Origin of the sequence: Adhaeribacter rhizoryzae, from assembly GCF_008629685.1 — a bacterium.
GTDB classification, from domain to species: Bacteria; Bacteroidota; Bacteroidia; order Cytophagales; family Hymenobacteraceae; genus Adhaeribacter; species Adhaeribacter rhizoryzae.
The window spans coordinates 44,392-65,655 of record NZ_VWSF01000015.1; the positions used below are offsets into that span (position 1 = coordinate 44,392).

The window sequence follows — 21,264 nt, forward strand, 5'->3', positions numbered from 1 at the left end:
TTTAAATTATTGTTGAATTACCCACGCTGCTTAAAATCCGAGGTTTACGCCTAAGGTAAAGGTTCTGGGAAGTGGGTAAGCGCCATAATCTACCCCGCCGGTAAGCGGACCTTCGTAGTTACTCACCTCTGGGTTATAATTTAAATAATTGGTAAAGGTGTGTAAATTTTGCGCCGATACATAAACGCGGGCTTGTACTAAGCGGGCTTTTTCGATAAACGCTTTTGGCAACTGGTAACCCAGGCTAATATTCTGGATGCGCAAATACGAACCATCTTCTACCCAGCGGGTTGAAATAGCATTGTTATTACCGGTTGGCCGGCCATTAGCCCGTGGGGTTATGCCATCGCCTGGGTTGGTGGGCGATTGCCAGCGATTTAAGACGGTGGTTAACTGATTTTGCGCTCCTTCTAAGTTTTCAATAAAGCGACGGCTCAAATTTAATATTTCGCCTCCTTGAACGCCCTGCAACGAAATATTCAGGTCAATACCTTTAAAAGCAAAAGTGTTGGTAAAACCGTAAATAAAATCGGGTTGGTTATTACCAATTACGGTGCGGTCATCGGCGTTAATTTTACCATCACCAGTAACATCTTCGTATTTAATGTCGCCCGGCCGGGAAGTTGGATCGTGCGGGTAGCTATTCAGGTCTTCCTGACTCTGGAAAATACCAATTTGTTTGTACCCGTAAAAACTACCGATGGGCGAGCCAATTTGGGTAATATTGGTTTCGCCTACTCCACTGCCACTTTTTATCGGGTCGCCGGAGGGCCCTAAGGCCAGCACTTTATTCCGGTTAAAGGAAATATTTAAGTTTGTATCCCAGGTAAAGGGGCCGGTAAGGTTATGCGTGTTTAAGGCAAATTCCCAACCTTTGTTTTCCATTTTACCAATATTTTTAACGGCGGTGCTAAACCCGGTTACAGTAGGCACATTTACCGACAATAATAAATCTTTGGTAATGCGGTTGTAGTAATCGGCACTAAAGTAAATGCGGTCGTTGAAGAAGCCAAAATCAATACCGGCATCTAATTGCTGACTTTTTTCCCAGCTTAATTGGTTGTTGCCCAGCGATGTAGGAGCTAAGCCCGTGGCCAGGTTGTTGTTAAAACTGTAGTTATCGCTGCCCACCGAAGCAACATAGGGGTAATAATTACTGAAAGCATTATTGCCGGCTAAACCATAACTTAAACGCAGTTTTGTTTCCGATAAAAAGGCTAATCCTTTCATAAACGATTCTTCGGATATCCGCCAGCCAATAGAACCCGCCGGGAAAGTTCCCCAACGGTTTTCGGGGCCGAAAACAGAAGAACCATCTTGCCGAATAGAAGCATTTAATAAATATTTGCCTTTGTAATTATAGCCTACCCGGCCAAAATAAGAGGTAGTTGCATTTTCGACTTCAGAAGAATTAACCGCAGTTGGTAATCCGGCCCCGTTTAAGGTTTGCACAATATCGTTGGCAAAGGTTGTTCCGGCGGCATTGCTGGTCTGAAATTGTAATTTATATACTTCCATCCCCACCAATACATCCAGGTTGTGCACGTCGCTAAAAGCCTTGTTGTAGTTTAAAGTTTGGTTAAATACCCAGCTTATGCTCTGGTCCGATAAGGTGGTAGCCGTAGCCGCATTGGGCGGCAAAAGCTGGTTTAAAGGCATCCGCGAGGTGCGGTAAGTATTACGCCGGTTGCCGCCTAAGTTCACATTGCCCGAAACGCGGTATTTCAGTTCGTCTAAAAACTGGTATTCGGCGTAAGCGTTGCCCAAAATATTCGTAGATAAATATTCGTTGTTGTTCTCGGTAATATTGGCAATGGGGTTGGTTACGCCGGGCCAGTTGTAAGGGGCCGCCAAAGCGGTTTGCGAAGAGTAAGTAGTACCATCGGCACCGTAAATCGGGGCCATGGGTACGGCTGCCAGTGCCGCATTAATAATACCATTATCAGCCCAATGCCCGTTGGTATTTACATCTTGGGTTATTTTATAAGACGGGTTCAGGTTTAAACCCAGCTTAAATTTAGAAGTTACATTTACATCTACATTGGCCCGCAAGGTGTACCGGTCTAAGGCCGATTTTTTTACAATACCTTCTTGTTTTAAATACCCGCCGCTTACCGTGTACTGTACTTTATCGGTACCACCCGAAGCCGAAACCTGGTAGCTGCTCATCTGGGCCCGCCTGAAAATCATATCCTGATAATCGTGGTAGGGCAAAGCCGCTATCCGGGCCGGATCATCAAAATTTAACCAATCAAAGGCCTCGCCTCTGGGGTAGCGGTAACGCAAAAAATTACTGGGGCGCACGCCATTAGGGTCGGTGGCACTGCCCCCCGGCACATTATCTAAATAACCATTATTAGCGGCTTCTTTGGCAAACTCGGCAAATTGCTGCGAATTTAATAGGTCCAGGGTTTTAGATACTTCCTGAAAACCGGTAAACACATCGAGGTTTACATTATTGCGGCCCGATTTACCTCTTTTGGTGGTTACAATTACTACGCCGTTGGCGCCCCGGGAACCATAGATGGCGGTAGAAGAAGCATCTTTTAAAACATCAATGCTTTCTATTTCATTGCTGCTGAGTAAACTAAAAACGTTGGGGCTCACAATATTGCCATCTACCACAATTAAGGGGTTATTGCCGGCGCTTATAGAACCAAAACCCCTTACTTTAATGGCCGGCGTGCTGCCCGGCGAGCCGCTATTTTGCTGAATAACCACGCCCGGTACTTTACCCTGAATGGCCGTAGCCACGTTAGATACCGGCATATCCTGAATTTCTTTTAAGGGCACGGAAGCAATGGCCGCGGTAACATCCTGGCGTTTCTGGGTACCATACCCCACTACTACTACTTCGTCCAACGCTTTGGCATCGGGGCTTAACACAATATTTAGGGTAGTACGGTTATTTACCGGCACTTCCTGGGTTAAATAGCCAATAAACGAAACAACCAGTACGGCATTACTATTAGCTACATTTAAGGAAAAACCGCCGTTGGGGTCGGTGGCGGTACCATTGTTGGTACCTTTTTCCAAAACCGTAACGCCCGGCAGTCCTTCACCAGTTTCGCCGGTTACCCGGCCGGTAATAGCTGCAGCCGGGTTCACCATTATTTTAAAAGCCTTGTTTCCTGTTGTTGTCGCTAAAGGCCCCGCAGACACTAAACCGGGAAAGGAAATAACCAGAAATACCAACCCTACTGGTAAACTTCTTACTGCCTGGAAAAACAGACCTGTAAATTTTTTTTTCATATAGTTTATTTAAGGATAAATAATAAAAAGAGTATAGCAGGAATTATCGCACACTTAAAATAGTGCAGCATTCGATTATGCTTAAACTACAAATAGTTTTAAATAATATAATTGCAATTTGTAGGCTGTTAATTTAGGGCGGAGCAGCTTTTTCCATAATTACCGGAATATTATATTTTATAAATTATTAGTCTTACAAGCGCAATTCTGGCTAAAGCTACTTTATTCAAAAACTATCCAAAATTTAGTTTAATGCTAAAATAGCGCGTGGTATTTATTTAGGTAATAAAGTTATAAAATTGCAGACTTATCCGCTATCCCTATTTTCTGACTTATCAAGCCCTTACAATTATAGATGAATATCTGCGCATCAGCAAACTACTTTATTCGAACTTCTCTATCAATCATACGAAGCCAATAGAACAGCAATATTTTTATTGTAATAAATTCTTTTAATTATGATTAAAGCTGTTGGTTGTTTAACTTTTTCAAGGCAAGGCTTTATGCTACATAGCAACCTTAAATTTATATATAGTTTTATATGAAAATTGTTTTATTATTTTATATTTATACGTTATAACAAGACCCTTGATAAAGCTAAAAGCTAATGGAAACAGAAAATCCTTATTCCCCTGGTGCCTACAATGCTGGCCCTAATGCCCTAATAATAAACAGCGAAATGAAAAATCATTTACTCGCCACGGCCCAATGGGGTAGGTTTTTAGCGATTGCGGGTTTTTTGTTGATTGGCTTAATGGTGGTAGGCGCATTTACCATTGGCAAAATTATGACTACCATGATGACCACCATGGTAAATGCTGACGATTCAGGGCCGTTTAACTATGGCCGGATGGGCATTATTCCGACGATTTACTTGCTTTTAATTGCTCTACTTTATTTCTTCCCGACCTTTTATTTATACCAATTTTCTTCCCGCATCAAATCGGCCCTTTATCACAACCAAGAAGTAGATTTAGCATTTGCTTTCTCGCGTTTAAAATCTTTCTTCAAGTTCTGGGGAATCTTGTTTATCATCATTTTAGGATTTTATGCCTTCGGATTTATTGCGATGCTGATTGGCTTTATGGTTGCCCGTTAAGGCAAAACCTAAAATGTGGCATTTTTATTTATTATTAGAGCGCAAAATACCGACAAAAAGTCTTGAATAAATCCAAATAATTTAGACTTACACGCCATTATTTCCGATTTTAAACCTATTTGCTCCTTGGCTAGTATTTTGATTATAGCAGGATAACAGATAGGAACAGGAAAATATAAGGCTATGAACTTTAATAATTATACCATCAAATCTCAGGAAGCTATTCAGAAGGCCACTGAGATTGCCGGCGGCAACCAGCAGCAAGCGGTTGAAACCGGTCATATATTAAAGGGTATTCAGCAAACCGATGAGAACGTGATTAACTTCCTGACAAAGAAGTTAGGCGTTAACCAGAACATGCTGAACACCCGCTTAGACGCGCTTGTAACGGCTTACCCTAAAGTAAGCGGTGGCAGTCCGTATTTAAGCAACGAGGCGGCCGCCGCCCTGCAAAAAGCGACAACTTACCTAAAAGAATTTCACGACGAATTTGTCGCCATTGAACATATATTATTAGGCTTGTTGGCGGGCCGCGACCAGGTAGCTTCTTTAATGAAAGATGCCGGTTTTACCGAAAAGCATTTAAAAGCCGCTATTAAAGAACTACGCGGCGGCAACAAGGTAACCGACCAGAACGCCGAAGCCAAATACAACTCTTTGAAGCGTTACGCCAAAGATTTAAACGAACTGGCCCGCGCCGGTAAAATAGACCCGGTAATTGGCCGCGACGAAGAAATACGCCGCGTGCTGCAAATATTATCGCGCCGTACCAAAAATAACCCGGTTTTATTAGGTGAGCCCGGGGTAGGTAAAACCGCTATTGTAGAAGGTTTGGCGCAGCGCATTGTTTCCGGCGACGTGCCCGAAAACCTGAAATCTAAAACCCTGATGAGTTTGGATATGGGTTTATTGGTGGCTGGCGCCAAGTACAAAGGTGAGTTTGAAGAACGGTTGAAAGCGGTAATTAAAGAGGTAATTGATGCCGAAGGCGAGATTGTGCTTTTTATTGATGAGATGCACACCTTAATTGGGGCTGGCGGTGGTGGCGAAAGCGCGATGGATGCCGCTAACTTATTAAAACCAGCTTTGGCCCGCGGCGAATTACACGCGATTGGTGCTACAACCTTAAAGGAATATCAGAAATATATTGAAAAAGATAAAGCATTGGAGCGTCGGTTCCAGGCGGTTACCGTAGATGAACCAACTATTCCGGATGCGATTTCTATCCTGCGCGGTATTAAAGATAAATACGAACTGCACCACGGCGTGCGCATTAAAGACGATGCGATTATTGCTTCTGTGGAATTGTCGAGCCGGTATATTTCGGACCGTTTCCTGCCCGATAAAGCCATTGACTTAATGGACGAAGCCGCCGCTAAATTGCGCATTGAAATTGATTCTTTGCCCGTGGAACTGGATGAAGTACAACGGAAAATAATGCAGCTCGAAATTGAGCGCGAAGCCATCCGGCGCGAAAACGACAAAGACAAAGAAACTGTCTTATCGAAAGAAATTGCGGAATTGAGTGGCAAACGCGATGACTTGAAAGCCAAATGGCAAAACGAGAAACAGGTTATTACCAATATTACCACCGAAAAAGAAAATATTGAGCGCTACAAACTGGAAGCCGAACAAGCGGAGCGGGCCGGTGATTATGGCCGCGTAGCGGAGCTGCGTTACGGTAAAATTCAGGAAAGCGAGCAGAAATTGAAAGACTTGCAAATACAAGTGGAGGAACTGCACGCCGGCGATGCCATGTTAAAAGAAGAAGTTACCGCCGAAGATATTGCCGAAGTGGTAGCCAAATGGACCGGTATTCCGGTAAGCAAAATGCTGCAAAGCGACCGCGAAAAATTATTGAACCTGGAAGAAGAATTGGGTAAACGCGTAGCCGGTCAGGAAGAAGCGATTGCCGCTATTTCGGATGCCGTACGCCGGAGCCGGGCTGGTCTGCAAGACCCAAAACGGCCCATTGGTTCGTTTATCTTCCTTGGTACCACGGGTGTAGGTAAAACTGAGTTAGCCAAAGCCCTGGCCGATTTCTTGTTTAACGACGAGAACGCCATGGTGCGGATTGACATGAGTGAGTACCAGGAACGCCACGCCGTGAGCCGTTTAATTGGAGCGCCTCCGGGATACGTGGGTTACGACGAAGGTGGCCAGTTAACCGAAGCCGTGCGCCGGAAGCCGTACTCCGTAATATTGCTCGATGAGATTGAGAAAGCGCACCCGGATGTGTTTAATATTTTGTTGCAGGTGCTGGATGATGGCCGCTTAACCGATAACAAAGGCCGGGTAGCAAACTTTAAGAACACCATCATCATCATGACATCAAATATTGGCGCCCATATCATCCAAAGCAATTTTGCCGAAATGGAAGATTACAACCGCGAGCAGGTAATTGAGCGGACCAAAGACGAGGTGTTTGAATTGCTGAAGAAAACTGTGCGGCCGGAGTTTCTGAACCGGATTGACGAACTGATTATGTTCCGTCCGCTGAGCCAGAACGAGTTGCGCCAGATTGTTACCATCCAGTTCCGTCATATTCAGGACCGCTTACAGGAAGCCGGTATCCGTCTGGAAGCTAGCGAAGAAGTATTGGATTACCTCGGCGAGCAAGGTTACGATCCGCAATTTGGTGCCCGTCCGCTGAAACGCGTGCTGCAAACCAGAATCCTGAACGAGTTATCGAAAGAAATTCTAGCGGGTAATATCCGGAAGGATGCCGTGGTAGAAGCGGTGCTGATTGACGATAAAATTCACTTTGTGAATATTGATATTGAGATTCCGCTGGACAGATAATTTAGAAATTGAATAACAAAAAAGCCTTCTCAAATTTGGGAAGGCTTTTTTGTTACAGGCAATTATAAAATATTCTAGTCAATCAGGTTAATTTAAAGCAATAATTGATAAAATAATTTGAAACGAAAGTTTTACCCTTTAATCTTAAAAAGAACAGCCTTACCCGTTTTGGTAAGGCTGTTCTTTTAATCCAATTAAAAAATAAAAATAACAATAAGCTTACCGTTTTACCGAAATACGCTGAATACCTACACCTTTATCGGTTACAAGTTTGAGCAAATATACCCCTTCAGCTAAATCATTTACCTTTAATTTAACATCAAAAGATTTATTAGCTAAGGCTTGACCCGCAACGATTGTTTTAATTTTTGCGCCCCGAATATCAAATAAATCGAGGGTGTAATAACCAGTAGTAGCTAAAGTAAAGTTTACAGTTGTTTGGTCTTTAGCCGGATTCGGATAAACCAATAAAATATTTTCATTCACCAATATTTCTTCCGAAACATCCGGATTTTTAACAGCGGCTAAGATACCTTGTCCCGGAGATAAAATTTGCACAGAGATACTAACTTTCTGACCAAAGGCATCGGTAACCGTAACGGTGTAAGTACCAGCTGCTAATCCGGTTAAATCCTCGGTAGTGGCGCCGTTGCTCCAGCGGTAAGTAAAAGGAGCAATTCCGCCTACCACACTCAAGTCAATTGAGCCATCTTGGCCACTAGTTGTTGAAACATTTATTTGCGAAGCAGCCAGTCTTATCGGGTCATTCTTCCGGCCTACTGTTACTATTGTAATAGCTGTGCAGCCTCTGGCATCGGTTACCTTTACGGTGTATGTTCCCGGCGCAGCTATCGCCACATCCTGGCTGCTCAGACCGTTGCTCCACTGATAAGTATAAGGGGTAGTTCCCCCACTCACCGTTAAATCAATCGCACCGGCTCCGGTGGATGGTCCCCACATGCCAAACCACGGTTCAGCTTGGGTTACTTTGCTTGTATGGGCCAAACTGCAAGTAAAAGGAGGAAAAGGAGTTGGACCGGCACTTTTTACCGTGAAACTCTTGTCGGCTGCAGCCGGGTTGTAATTGGTATTGCCGACTTGGGTAGCTCTTACGGTTACGGTACCTACCCCGGTTAAAGTAACAGTATTGTTTGAAATAGTTGCTGGCCCGGATACAATGCTGTAGGTAACTGATAAACCGGAAGAAGCAGTCGCACTTAAAGTAAAAGGTGCATCGCCATAGGTTTTATCCGCAATAGTAGCCAGCACTACGGTTTGGTTTGCTTTGATTACTGTGAAAGAACGCGGCACGGCATTGGCAGCTAAGTAATTGGTATTGCCTCCCTGTTCGGCTTGCACCGTAACGGTACCAGCGCCTGTGAGCGTGAGGATATTACCCGTAATACTCGCCGGACCTGAAACGACTCTATAACTAACCGGCAGCCCAGAACTCGCATTAGCTACTAAATAAATTGGGCCATCACCATAAGTTTTATCTACTAAGTTCATGAAAGTAATGCTTTGGCTGGCTTTATTTACGGTAAAGCTTTGGTCTACTGGAGTAGCCGTGTGATAGGTTCCACTACCCGCCTGGGTGGCCCGCACGGTTATTATTCCGGCTCCGTTAATAGTTAGGGTATTGCCTGTAATAGTGGCTGGTCCCGAAAGAATATTAAAGCTAACCGGCAACCCGGAGGTGGCCGCAGCGCTCAAAGTAAACGGCGCATCGCCATAGGTTTTGGTCGGTAAAGCCGCAAAACTGATACTCTGACTCATCTTCGCAGGTCCCCATACCCGGAAGCTGCGGTCTACATTTGGGGCAGCCAAGTAATTAGCATTGCCAGCCTGGGAGGCCCGAATGGTTACCATACCGGAATCGATTAGCGTTACGGTGTTACCCGAAATTGTAGCGCCTCCGGCCACCACACTAAAACTTACCGGCAGACCAGAAGAAGCGGTAGCACTTACGGTAAACGGTGCATCGCCGTATTCTTTGTTAACTAACGCTGCGAAACTAATAGTCTGGCTTTGTTTGACAGCAGAAGACCGTACATTAAAGCTTACATCTACTGGCGTAGCCGCCAGGTAGCGGTCGTTGCCCGGATGGTAGGCCCGTACTGTTACAGTACCCACCCCGGTTATGGTTAAGGTTTTACCCGATACAGTAGCCGGCCCTGAAATAATCTTGTAATATAAACTTAAACCAGAACTGGCCGTGGCATTCAAGGTAAATGGCGCATCGCCGTACACTTTATCTGCAATAGGCGGGAAAGTAATGGTTTGCATTTGTAAGCCGGAAGTATTTACCGTAATGGTAATGCTGGCTGTGCCGGAACAACCATTAACATCGGTACCGGTAACAGTATACGTGGTAGTGGCCGTAGGTTTAGCCGTAACGGTTGCCCCGGTAGTGCTGCTTAAGCCCGTTACCGGCGACCAGGTATAGGTACTCGCACCGGAAGCCGTTAAAGTAGCCGTGCCGCCACTCGTAATAGTAGTGGCATTGGTGGCAACTAATATTTTTGGCAACGGGTTTACCGTAGCAGTAACCGGCACGCGGGCACTTTCGCAAGTGCCATTTACCACCGACACATAATAAGTAGTGGTTGTGGAAAGCACCGGCGTGGTAAAAGTTGCGGAGGTTGCATTGGTTATTGGCGTGCCACCGGTACTGCTGGTAAACCACCGGTAAGAACCTGTTGTAGGTGCGCCTGAAGCTGTAAGAGTAATAGCACCAGGACCACAAATAGTTTTAGAAGTAACCGTCGGCGCTGCCGGTCCTGAACTGGAGACCGCTAACCTTTGCTCAGGACTTACACCGCATTGATTAAAAATAATAAGCCTAATGAATCCAGACCCAGTACCCACTTTAACAGTAATCTTGGTAATATCTTTTTCGTTTAGAATAGTCCACCCAGCTGGCACGGTCCAATTAAATAAGTTCCGGTTTTGAAGACTAGGTTCGTACGGAGAGGAGGTACTGTATACCACAGTATCACCCGCACAAACCGAGGTAGCACTAGCTGTAATAATACCCGGCTCTGAAGGCACCACCACCGGAAATACTGAAAGTTCACCACGTAACTTTAATCCACAAAAGTTTTGTGCCATTACTGAAACAAGACCATGAGTATTTCCGACTTTGACGGTAATTTTATTGGAGTCTCTACCAATGACCGTCCAGTCGTAAGGAACTGACCAGAACAGATGGCTTAAATCAATAAGGTCCGTAAAAGAATAAGTAACGGTTGTTCCGGCACAAGGCTCCATTGGTCCTTCAATATTAATCCAGGACAATGTACTCATTTTCGAAATTCCTATATCTGTACCATTATCCGAACTTACAACCGCCGGTGTTAAGCTCGATACTATGCGGATACGATAACCCTTTCCCGAATTAATATTGGCCGGTATTGTAGCAGCAATCGGGCTGCCTTGGCTAGTACCGATAGTTATGGGAGAGGAAAAAGAACCTGTAGCATCGGATAGCTGCGCGATAAATGTTTCTCCCGGATTAAAGGTACCAGTGGTGGTAAAGTAAATAGGGACCAGGGTGTCAGTGCAATAACCTGAGGAAAAAGCATTATTGATTTTAATACTTCGCTCAGCGGTTGCAGGGGATAATTTAAAAACCCAGTAATCATAGTCTCCTTTAGAGGCTAAGACAATATTATAGTTAGAAGACCCTCCTATGATATAGCCGCCATCAGCCGTTTGCCTAAAAGAGCCTAATGGCCCTCCTGCAATTACGTATTTTTCCCATTCTATATTCCTAGATGCATCTAACTTTAAAAGGAAGTAATCGTTTCCTACCCCCGTATAAGCGGGATCTGTTCTTCCCAGAATATAGCCGCCATCAGCAGTCTGCTGCAAGTCTCGTAAATATTCATCAGAATACATGCCAATTGTTTTGTCCCATTCTTTTGTGCCGGAGGCATCTAGTTTTACCAACCAACAATCTATGCCACCATAAGGGTTTTCACTCTTATCTCCACTGATGGTAGAATTAGATTCCCCCCCCACGATATAGCCCCCATCTTTGGTTTGTATAACTTGCCGGAAATCATCCAAGCCGTTACCACCTATGGTCTTATCCCATTCTTTAATACCCGATGCATTTATCTTTACTACCCAATAGTCATAAGCTGCCATAGCATTGGTAGAACCTGCTGCTTTAGAATTTTGGCTTTTATCACCACTCGCTTCAGAAGTCGAAAGTCCTCCCAAAATATAGCCCCCATCTGTAGTTTGGTCTATAGCGCGTAGAATATCATAACTATTTCCACCAATAACTTTATCCCATTCTTTGCTACCAACTGCATTTAATTTAACGACCCAAAAGTCGTAATTACCTCTTGGTGTACCGGTTTTATCCCCACCCGCTGCTTCTTGTGTTTCTCCACCTAATATATACCCCCCATCGCGTGTTGGCTTTATAGTCCACAGTAAATCATCCGCAGGACTGCCAATGGTTTTATCCCAAACTTTATTGCCCTGAGCATCCAATTTAATAATCCAAAAATCATTTAAGCCTTTTGAATTCTGAGTCTTATCTCGACCCGCATTAGACAAAGATGACCCGCCTACAATGTAACCGCCATCAGTTGTTTGGTAAACAGCCGTAAAATTGTTTGTTCCAATTCCCCCTAAAGTATTGTCCCATTCTTTCTCTCCGGCAGCATTCAGCTTAACTATCCAGAAATCACCATAAAAACTTTCGCCAGAATCCTCGCTCTTATATCCACTCATCTTAGATTTGGAGTTTCCACCCAGAATATAGCCGCCGTCGGAGGTTTGCTGAACCGTTTTTAATTCATCATAACCACTGCCGCCAAACGATTTATCCCACTGTTTGGTAGGCTGGGCTAATAGGTTATTAATAGAAATACCGTACCATAAAACAAAAAGCAATAGTGCAAAGCTGATTCGTTTTATTACCTGTAAAGATTGGCTGGTTAAAGCCATTTGTTTAGTAAGTGTTTTAATCATAAATTTTTAAAATAAGTAAACTGAGGCAGCCTTTATTATTTGGTATAAACTTAAAGGCTTCTTCAGGAATAGTAGGTTTTGCAAACTAAAGACAAAATTATTATAGTCAAATATTAGACTGGCAATATATAAAGAAATTTTATTTTTTATAGCTTTATAGTTATATTTATATGCCAATTAATTTAAATATTAAACTTTATTATATTAATTATTGATTATTCTACTACAAAATAAAACTGCCCCACCTAAAGGGCAGGGCAGTTTTACTAATTTTACAATTAGTACTGGCAAGAGACCAGGAATTTACCGGATAACCGAAATCCGTTTAGTAGCAATACCCTTATCAGTCTGGAGTTTGAGCAGGTAAATACCCTCAGCAATGTTACCCAAAGGCACTTCTACGGTTAATGCTTTATTGGCCTGAGCTTGCCCCGCAGTAATAGTTCTTACTTTAGCGCCTCTTATATCATAAAGGTCCAGGGTATATCTGCCCGCAGTAGCTAGCGTAAAAGCAACGGTTGTTTGGGCTTTAGCCGGATTGGGGTAAACGGTTAAGCCGCTTTCGTTTATCAGGAAGGTTTCGGTTTCAGTTGGCTTTTTAGCTGAAGCGAGGGCGGTTGTACCCGCTCCAAGTACTTGCACCGAAATAGTAGCCGTCCGGTTAAAAGCATCAATTACAGTTACGCTGTAAGTACCCGGTGCTAATCCGGTTAAATCTTCGGTAGTAGCGCCGTTGCTCCAGCGGTATTTAAAAGGACCGGTGCCGCCTACTACCGTTAAATCAATGGAGCCGTTGTTGGTACCGCCAGCCGTTACGTTGGTGTGGGATTCAACTAAGGAAAGTGGCCCATTTTTGCGGCTGACCGTAATAGTAGTAGTGGTGGTGCAGGCTTTGGCATCGGTAATGATAAGGGTATACACGCCCGGTGCCGCAACAGCTAAGTCTTCGGTGGTGGCGCCGGTATTCCATTTGTAAGTATAAGGCGCCGTGCCGCCGCTGGGTGTTACATCAATAGCACCCGCCCCCGAAGTAGGTCCCCACATGCCGTACCACGACTCCGCGGGTGTAACTTTGCTGGTAGCTACCAGATTACAAACCACTGGGGTTGGATTACCTGGGTTAACAATGGTAACCGAGGTAGATAATTTGCGGCCAAAAGCATCCGTGACAGTAACAGTGTAAGTACCCGCCGCTAAGTTGGTTAAATCTTCCGAAGTAGCGCCGTTGCTCCACAAATATTTGTAAGGGCCGGTGCCGCCCACCACACTTAAATCAATGGAACCCATCGGGTCGCCGTTGGAATTCAAGTCAATTTTAGAAGTATGTAAACGCATAGGGTCGTTCTTTTTACCTATTTCTACCGTACCTCTAGCGGTACAGCCTCTGGCATCCGTTACCACTACCGTGTACACGCCAGGCGCGAGAACAGGAGCAGGCGCATCTTCGGGTGAATTGCGAAAATTATTCCAAGTATAGTTGTAAGGAGGGGTACCGCCGGTTACGGTTAAGTCAATGCCACCGCCGCCACCTGGGTATATACCGTACCAGGGTTCGGCTTGAGTAACTTTACTGGTAAGCGCTAAATTGCAAAGTTGGTTAGGCGGCGCAGTATTAACATTACTAAGTTTTACCGCCCAATAATCAATACTATAGGAGTTTTCTGATTTATCGCTAACCGCATCAAAAGCACCTCCTCCCGTCTTGCCAGGAGAATCCGACTGGCCACCTATAATTAAGCCCCCATCAGTGGTCTGCTCTATAGATCGCAATTCTTCATTAAAAATTGCACCTATGGTTTTATCCCAAACCCGGTTACCGGCTACATCTATTTTTACCAGCCAAAAATCGCGGTAATAACAAAAGGTACCATTGCAGGGGCCTTTATTACCCTCCGATTTATCAATACCGGCACCCGAAGAAGTTTCGCCGCCCAGTATATAGCCGCCATCCGAAGTCTGGATTACCGCCTTTAAAGTAGCTCCCATATTTCCTGTAAAAAATTTGTCCCACTCCTTTGTACCGGCGGCATTTAGCTTTAATATATAATAGCCATTCCGGCTATCAGCCAAAATATAGCCACCATTGGCAGTTTGTTGCGAAAAATAAAAATTTCCTGTTCCGGACAGCGGTTGTACCCATTGGGTAACCCCGGCAGCATTTAATTTAGTAGCCGAAGTAGGTTCTACTAATATAAACCCGCCATCGGCGGTTTGTTGTAAATTGCTGGCGTAAGTGGGCACCTTTTCCCATACAATGCCGCCCACGGTATTCAGCTTCAGAATTCTGGGACCGCCAAATAAAATATATCCGCCATCGGGCGTTTGCTCTATTATAGTGCCCGCGTTCTCTATTGTTTTGTCCCATTCTTTACCGCCGGCGGCATTCAGCTTCACAATCCAGGTTCCCCCAATATTGTCCGTTTTATCTCCACTGGCAGTAGGACCCGCAGTTCCGGCCGCAATAACGCCACCATCGGCAGTGGCATCAATAGAACGCAATAAATCTAAATCGTTACTTCCTAGCGTTTTATCCCATATTTTAACTCCAGCCGCATTCAGTTTCACAATCCAATAATCGGCCACACCCTTCAAATTTTCTGTTTTATCTAGTCCAGCATTAGAACTAGAAGAGCCTCCCAAAACATAGCCACCATCCGGAGTTTGTTTTGCCATTACAAAATCTTCGCCATCGCTTCCCTGAATGGTATTTTCCCATTGAATAGTTGGTTGCGCCAAGAGGGTATTTAAAGAGGCAAAAATTAATGCAAAAACAAAAGCTGCTTTTCTTAGAACAGTTAAAGTACCAGCATAAAACTGGCCCCAGGGGTAGCGCAAAATATTAGCACCCGCAGTACCAGGTGCCGGGGAATAAGCAAGTAATAGCAGTAAATTCTTTTTCATGGGTAATAGTTTTTTGATTTAGTTGTGGTAGAATAATAAAATTGGTAATCGGGTCAGGACTTTAGAAAAGAAAAGCAGGCGAATGCAACTAAGCGAAAGCGATTGGCAGGTGTTAGACGTTAGAAAAGGAATAAGCCTTAAAAAAAATCAGGAGCAGGAAAACTGTAAATTTCGCTTTAAACAAACTTAACCATACCGGATAAGGACACCGGAAAAGCTTACAAGTAGATTGGTATAAAATATAATCATAATAAAAATACAGGTAACCGATCCAAATATTAAGAGGGCTCCTCCTGCGAGCAACCGTAAGTATTTAATACACTAAACTTTAAGGCAGGCCTTACACGCTGGCTGACAATTTATACCACTACCGTAATAAACAACCTAAACTTTTTTATAGCTATTAACCTGAATCATAAGGTAACATACCCTGCTTTTTTCCCTAACTTGGTGTATTTGAGTTGGAACACGATTAGCAAGTATAGCTCATAAAAAGCCCAATAAACCTACAAATTCTATAAATATAATAATATTAAATTAAAATATATTACGTTTTCACAACTATTTATGTTACGATACAATAAAATGCAGCCTAGAGTTAACTGGCAAGTTATTCTTAATAATTGCTAACCCAATTAATAAGCTGGCAGTAAATTTATACCAGTTGTGCGCCTACCTGCTACCTTTTTAGCGGCGTACGTTTGCATAAAATACTGAGGTGGTTTAGCCTGTTGTAAATTGAATAAAACTGCTGTTTTACTGCAGATGCGCCGGCCAGTAGTTTAGCAGCAGCCTTAATATTGCCAATGAGAATACCAAAGGCAAGCAGGCTAAGCGAACAATTCACTACATGCCCTTTTGATTTTAATTTGTCCCTGATTTCTGTCGGGAGTATTTTTAAAACCCGGGACTAAAGCAACTTCTTTATTAAAAACATAGTAGCAAAAAGCTTATGGTGTGCCTCATAAAAATATTGTTCTTTAACCGGCTGGGCTCCATTTGATTTCTGGCCTAAATGCCGGTAATTTGAAAAATAATCCAGCTTTTTTAACCCCAACATGCTCCTGCAATACCTATTTGTAATATTTGTACTAACCTTGGGCATGTACGCTAGCGTAAAAAAAGAGAAACTGACCGAGGGTGGTGCACTTACGGGCGGCTTACTGGGCCTGGCAATATTTCAGGGAGCGGGTTTTACAGGTTTGGCTATGCTGGCCTTATTTTTTGTAGTGGGTACCGGCGCAACCGCCTGGCAGCATACTTACAAAGCCCGCTTAGGCTTGGCCGAAGAAAACAAAGGCCGGCGCACCGCCGGTCAGGCCTGGGCCAACGCGGGCGTAGCCGCTATACTGGCTTTATGCGCCTGGCTATTCCCAACCCAAGCCGAAATATTGCGGGTAATGTTGGCGGCTGCTTTTGCTGCGGCCGCCGCCGATACGGTTTCGTCGGAGTTAGGGAATGTGTACGGCAAGCGCTTTTACAACATTACAACGCTTAAACCCGATAGCCGTGGCTTAAACGGCGTAATTAGCCTGGAAGGCACTTTGCTGGGATTGCTGGGCAGTACACTAATTAGCCTGGTTTACGCGTTCGGCTTTGGCTGGAGCGGGAATATACTTGTCATAATAATTGCCGGCACCCTTGGCAACTTCACCGATTCTGTGTTGGGCGCTACTTTAGAACGCGGCCACTTGCTTTCTAATAACGGGGTTAATTTCTTAAACACGGCCGCCGGCGCTTTAGCCGCCTGGCTTATTTACCTGATTGCGTAGAAGTAAGCCTTTACCTATTTGCATTTTTACAGCGCAAAATAAATAACGGCTATTCCGCAAAATCTTCGTGTAATAAATTATTAGCCTAAGGAGCCCACCCTTGTACTTCAGGAGGAACCTATTTAGTTACCTGCCAAATAGTTTCCTCCTGAATGACAGCGTTGGATTATTTAAAGCTCTTTCTTCGACAGAGCCGTAATAGCAATAAATATAGCTTTCTTCATTAAATTTTAGATTAAGGTTCCTACAGGTATAGCTACACTAGCGTTGTGATCCCGTTTGGATTCAAACCAAAAACCTACCAGCATTCCGAAATTTTTCTACTCCAGGAAAAATTATTTAGTGTTCTCACCACCTAAATACCTAAAACTGGGTATTTTTTAAACATAGGTATTAATCTATTTTTGAAGATGCGTAAAATTGTACTCAGCCTCCACTTTGTTTTACTTTATTTTGCGGCTATACATGAACCCGCCGTTAAATATTTTAATTAATTCGAAACCGTAATGGCAAGGTCAGGTTGGTTTGATTTTAAAATCACATTATAATCGAAAAAAATGAAGATTAAGTTTTGGAAAGTTGGATGTGGTGATGCAATCACGATAAATTTTGAAGATATAGATAAAATAAATAGAAATATTTTTATAGATGGTGGATACTTAGGAACCTATTTGCGAACGATAAAACAGAAATTACTTGCTATACAATCTAAAAGTCAGTTTGTTGACATATGGATTATTACCCATACGGACAGAGATCATATAGGCGGAGTTGAAGCTTTCTTAAAAGATCCTACCTTGCCAAATAAAGAACATTTAGTAAAGGAATACTGGTTTAATTGGAGTACTTATGACTTTATTCCCTACTCAGATAAAATAAGTGTAAACCAAGGAATAACTCTTAGAGATTACTTATTCAAGACAGGAAAACTTAAGCAAATAGATATTTCCTCAGATAGTCAACCTATAATCTGGCATAATTTAAAGTTTACAATTCTATCTCCTGATTTAGATAGGCTTACAAATAGTAAAATTGCATGGCAGGAAAAGGAATCAGATAAACTATTAGGTGCTGGTCTGAGTGATTATAACAATACAATTGAATCTTTACTGAAGCTGCCTTACGAGGAAGATACGGACGTATGGAACGGAGGGAGTATCGCTTTTCTTTTGGAGCAAAATGAAAAGAAAATATTATTTTTAGCTGATAGTTTTCCATCAGTTATTATTGATGCTTTGAGGCAAATAGGGTATTCGGATACGAATAAACTACACGTTGATTATATTAAGCTATCACATCATGGAAGCAAACGTAATTTTAATCCTGCCTTATTAGAAATTGTTAATTGCTCTAGATTTATCATACTTGCTAACGGTGTATCTCATAATCTTCCAAACAAGTGGACCTTAGCTCAGATCATAACCAATCCAAATCGTTCAAACGATAAAATTGAATTTTATTTCAATGATGACAATGATTCACTAAGGAGTATTTTCGAGGTGGATAATGATAAAGAACAGTACAATTTTACTTGCTATTATAATAGCTCTCCTTACTTATTGATTGATTTGGGTTAATATGAATAATTTAAAATCGTCAGAATTACAACAAAGAATAACTGTTAGAATCCAGTGCAATGGCGAAACTGGTACTGGCGTACTTGCCATGCCTGAAAATGGAGCATATATTTATATACTAACAGCAAAACATGTACTTTTAGGAAAAGACTTTAAAATTCCATTAATAAAAACGGGAATTGTAATTGATAATATATTATCCGGAGCGCATAAGTTTTTATCATATCAAGTCCAGGAAACAGATGATGTCTTGATATCTGATAGGAATGAAGATGATTTTGCTATTATAGTGATTAATAACAATACCGTCTTTGATATGAACACCATAAAGCAGGCTGTTTATATAAATGATGAACACAGCTTATTAGATTGTTCTGTACGAGGTTTCCCCAAATTAATACACAGTAAGGAAAATAGGTCTTTTAAAGGTAGATTTGAAGAGTTTATACCTGGTAATCCTAAGCATTTTAGAGTTTTATCTACACAACCTTTAGATACTCCTTTTGCAGATGCACAAGAGAATGTTCAAGGACTTTCAGGAGGTCCTGTTTTTTTTATAAACGAAGACACTAGCCTTTTACTTGGAATAGTTACAGAATACGTACCTATTAATTGTTTTTTATGTATTCGTATTGGCTATGTTAACACCTTACTTGAACAAAAAAGATATCCTTTATTAGCTATCAAATCATTTCATGAGGAAGAGAAAGGCTCTCAAGACTTCCACTATAACCCAAATTTAGGTAATCAGCAAAACTTTAAGGAATTAATAGAAGGGCGTTACCGCCAATTTGCTCGACTTTTAGCACATGGATGCGGAGGAATAAGTAAGAGTTCTTATGCGGTTTCTCAGGATGGCAAAGTATATGGATGGGGAGAAAATGTAAATGTGCAATCAGAAAGTGACATTTCTTATTGTGCTACTCCAGTAAATATTTCAGATTATGGTTCACTAGTTGGAAAAACTATTCTAAAAGTAGCAAGTGGTCGTAATCATACGCTGGCTGTAGATTTGGATGGGAAGGTATATGCTTGGGGAGGAAATTATGGTGAATTACCTATTGAAGTGGAAGGACTTTCCGGAATTAAGGATATTACCGTAGGCGATTCTCATTTTATGGCTCTAAAAATAGATGGTATTATTTACGTTCGGGGAAACGGCGGCTATGGTCAATTAGGCAATGGTCATTTTGATTTAGGACATTATCATATCCCATCAAGATCAATGCCGGTGGGTTCCCTTTCTGATATAACGGCCATTTCTGCAGGGGCTAATCATTGTTTAGCAGTTAAATCGGACGGCACGGTATATGCTTGGGGGGATGATAGTTATGGTCAATTAGGTAATGATTATAATCATCCGAACGGCCACTATTCTGCTAATTTAAATGCTAGTGCTAAACCTCAAAGAATAAATAATTTATCCGAAATTATTTCTGTTTCTGCTGGAGCCAATCATTCATTAGCTCTAAAGGCAAATGGTACTGTCTTTACTTGGGGATCAGATAATTATGCTAATAGTAAAGTTCCTGTACAGGTAAATAACCTCACAGGTATTGTGGCTATTGCAGCAGGTGTTTCACATTCACTAGCCTTAAAGGTAGATGGAAATGTTTTTATTTGGGGCGGGGAGGGTGAAGGACAAGATGGGAGTGTTACTTTTAATGGCAGATTAGAACCAAAGCAGGTAGAGGAACTTTCAGATGTTGTTGCCATTGCTGGAGGATTTTTTCATTCTCTAGCATGTAAGTTAGACGGAACCGTTTACGCTTGGGGTTATAATCAATTTGGACAATTGAGAAATGGAACTACTACAAATAGTAACGAACCAATTTTAGTATCCATTCCACTTAAGGCTGAAATTGAAACTATTTCACTTCCGAGTAACGTGTTTTACGTTGGTCAAAAAGATATCATAGTTGGTTTCACAACGGAAAGTATCACAATGGAAAATTATGACCAGAGGGATAAATATATAGCTCAATTATCTAATTCTACTGGCAGCTTCAGTTCGCCCGTTACTATAGGAACAGGGGTTAGCTACTCAGGTTATTTTTGGCAAATCAGCTGTACCATTCCTGCCAACACTCCCTTCGGAACAGGGTACCGCATCCGAGTAATAAATTCTAAAACTAATGTGTTGGGTATAGATAATGGTAATAATCTTACTATCTACGCCTCTCGTGCTAGTATTAATTGGCAGGTACTGGAAGATTTTGAGCGACCCAATCCTTGGCCTTGGTTTCCATGGAAAAGTCCACTTTTGAGCGGACAGCTTTCCACTTCTGCGGCCGTTTCCGGCAATTACGGGATGGTTGGAGTGGATTGGTTCTATAGGGATGATGTTGCCCTAGGAAAACCTGGAGACAGAATTTCAATGTGGGCAAAGGATTGGGCATGTTTAGGATTCTTTGCCGGCCAACATGGAACACAATATTTTGCTTTAGGAGGTAACGAAATATCCTTTCATGGGATTCCAGGTTATGTATGGCATCCATATAGAATGGTGGTCCCTGCTGAATTCATTTCTTTGCCTGATAAATGGTATAGGCTAGAAGTTACCTTTACTGGTGAAGGTTTAGAGGGCAGAGTTTATGATTCGGATGGGGTAAAAGAATTAGCCTGTTTGAGGTCAAAAAATATTAATATAGGTTCTGGTGGGAGCGGTATTTCTATGAGAGGGGACTTTATAGATGAAATTACCTATTATTTAGCTCCTAGATAGTATGTTAATAATTGCTATTTAGTACTTCCGGACTCAATACAACACATGCCGCAAGTTCAGGCTTTGCCGTAACTTATGGCTACAATAGGGCTAGTTTGTAACTAGCACCAATTTAAAACTTGTTCTATTTTTACCACAAGGCTCGTT

8 protein-coding genes are annotated in these 21,264 nt (G+C 42.5%); 5 read left to right on the forward strand and 3 right to left on the reverse strand.

Annotation, left to right across the window (positions count from 1 at the left end; translation table 11 throughout):
• Window positions 1–30: 30 nt before the first annotated feature.
• A complete protein-coding gene (locus F0145_RS17550) occupies window positions 31–3,111 on the reverse strand; it encodes a SusC/RagA family TonB-linked outer membrane protein (protein WP_223816131.1) in 3,081 nt (1,026 codons plus the stop codon).
• A 748-nt stretch (window positions 3,112–3,859) separates the two neighbouring features.
• On the opposite strand from F0145_RS17550, the gene F0145_RS17555 reads away from it, so the two are divergent.
• Window positions 3,860–4,351 (forward strand): DUF5362 family protein, encoded by a 492-nt coding sequence (locus tag F0145_RS17555; RefSeq protein ID WP_150090320.1) that lies wholly within the window; start codon window positions 3,860–3,862, stop codon window positions 4,349–4,351.
• Window positions 4,352–4,534: 183 nt separating this feature from the next.
• Window positions 4,535–7,153, forward strand: a complete 2,619-nt coding sequence (clpB, locus tag F0145_RS17560; protein ID WP_150090322.1) for an ATP-dependent chaperone ClpB — start codon at window positions 4,535–4,537, stop codon at window positions 7,151–7,153.
• Between the two features lie 219 nt (window positions 7,154–7,372).
• On the opposite strand, the gene F0145_RS17565 is transcribed toward clpB, so the two are convergent.
• Both F0145_RS17565 and F0145_RS17570 read right to left on the reverse strand, forming a co-directional pair.
• The gene (locus tag F0145_RS17565; RefSeq protein WP_150090324.1) at window positions 7,373–12,142 is read right to left on the reverse strand and encodes an Ig-like domain-containing protein; all 4,770 of its coding nucleotides are present in this window, start codon (window positions 12,140–12,142) and stop codon (window positions 7,373–7,375) included.
• A gap of 303 nt (window positions 12,143–12,445) precedes the next feature.
• Entirely contained in the window at window positions 12,446–15,043 is a 2,598-nt protein-coding gene (locus F0145_RS17570; RefSeq protein ID WP_150090326.1) for a T9SS type A sorting domain-containing protein, read from the reverse strand.
• 1,058 nt (window positions 15,044–16,101) lie between these two features.
• Between F0145_RS17570 and F0145_RS17575 the strand changes: the two genes are divergently transcribed.
• The 3 genes from F0145_RS17575 (at window position 16,102) to F0145_RS17585 (ending at window position 21,117) form a co-directional block, all read left to right on the forward strand.
• Entirely contained in the window at window positions 16,102–16,815 is a 714-nt protein-coding gene (locus F0145_RS17575; protein WP_150090328.1) for a DUF92 domain-containing protein, read from the forward strand.
• Between the two features lie 557 nt (window positions 16,816–17,372).
• Window positions 17,373–18,392 carry a ComEC/Rec2 family competence protein gene (locus F0145_RS17580; RefSeq protein ID WP_150090330.1) on the forward strand — a complete coding sequence of 340 codons (1,020 nt, stop codon included), beginning with the start codon at window positions 17,373–17,375 and terminating at the stop codon, window positions 18,390–18,392.
• A 1-nt stretch (window position 18,393) separates the two neighbouring features.
• Entirely contained in the window at window positions 18,394–21,117 is a 2,724-nt protein-coding gene (locus tag F0145_RS17585; protein ID WP_150090332.1) for an RCC1 domain-containing protein, read from the forward strand.
• The last annotated feature ends 147 nt before the right edge of the window (window positions 21,118–21,264 follow it).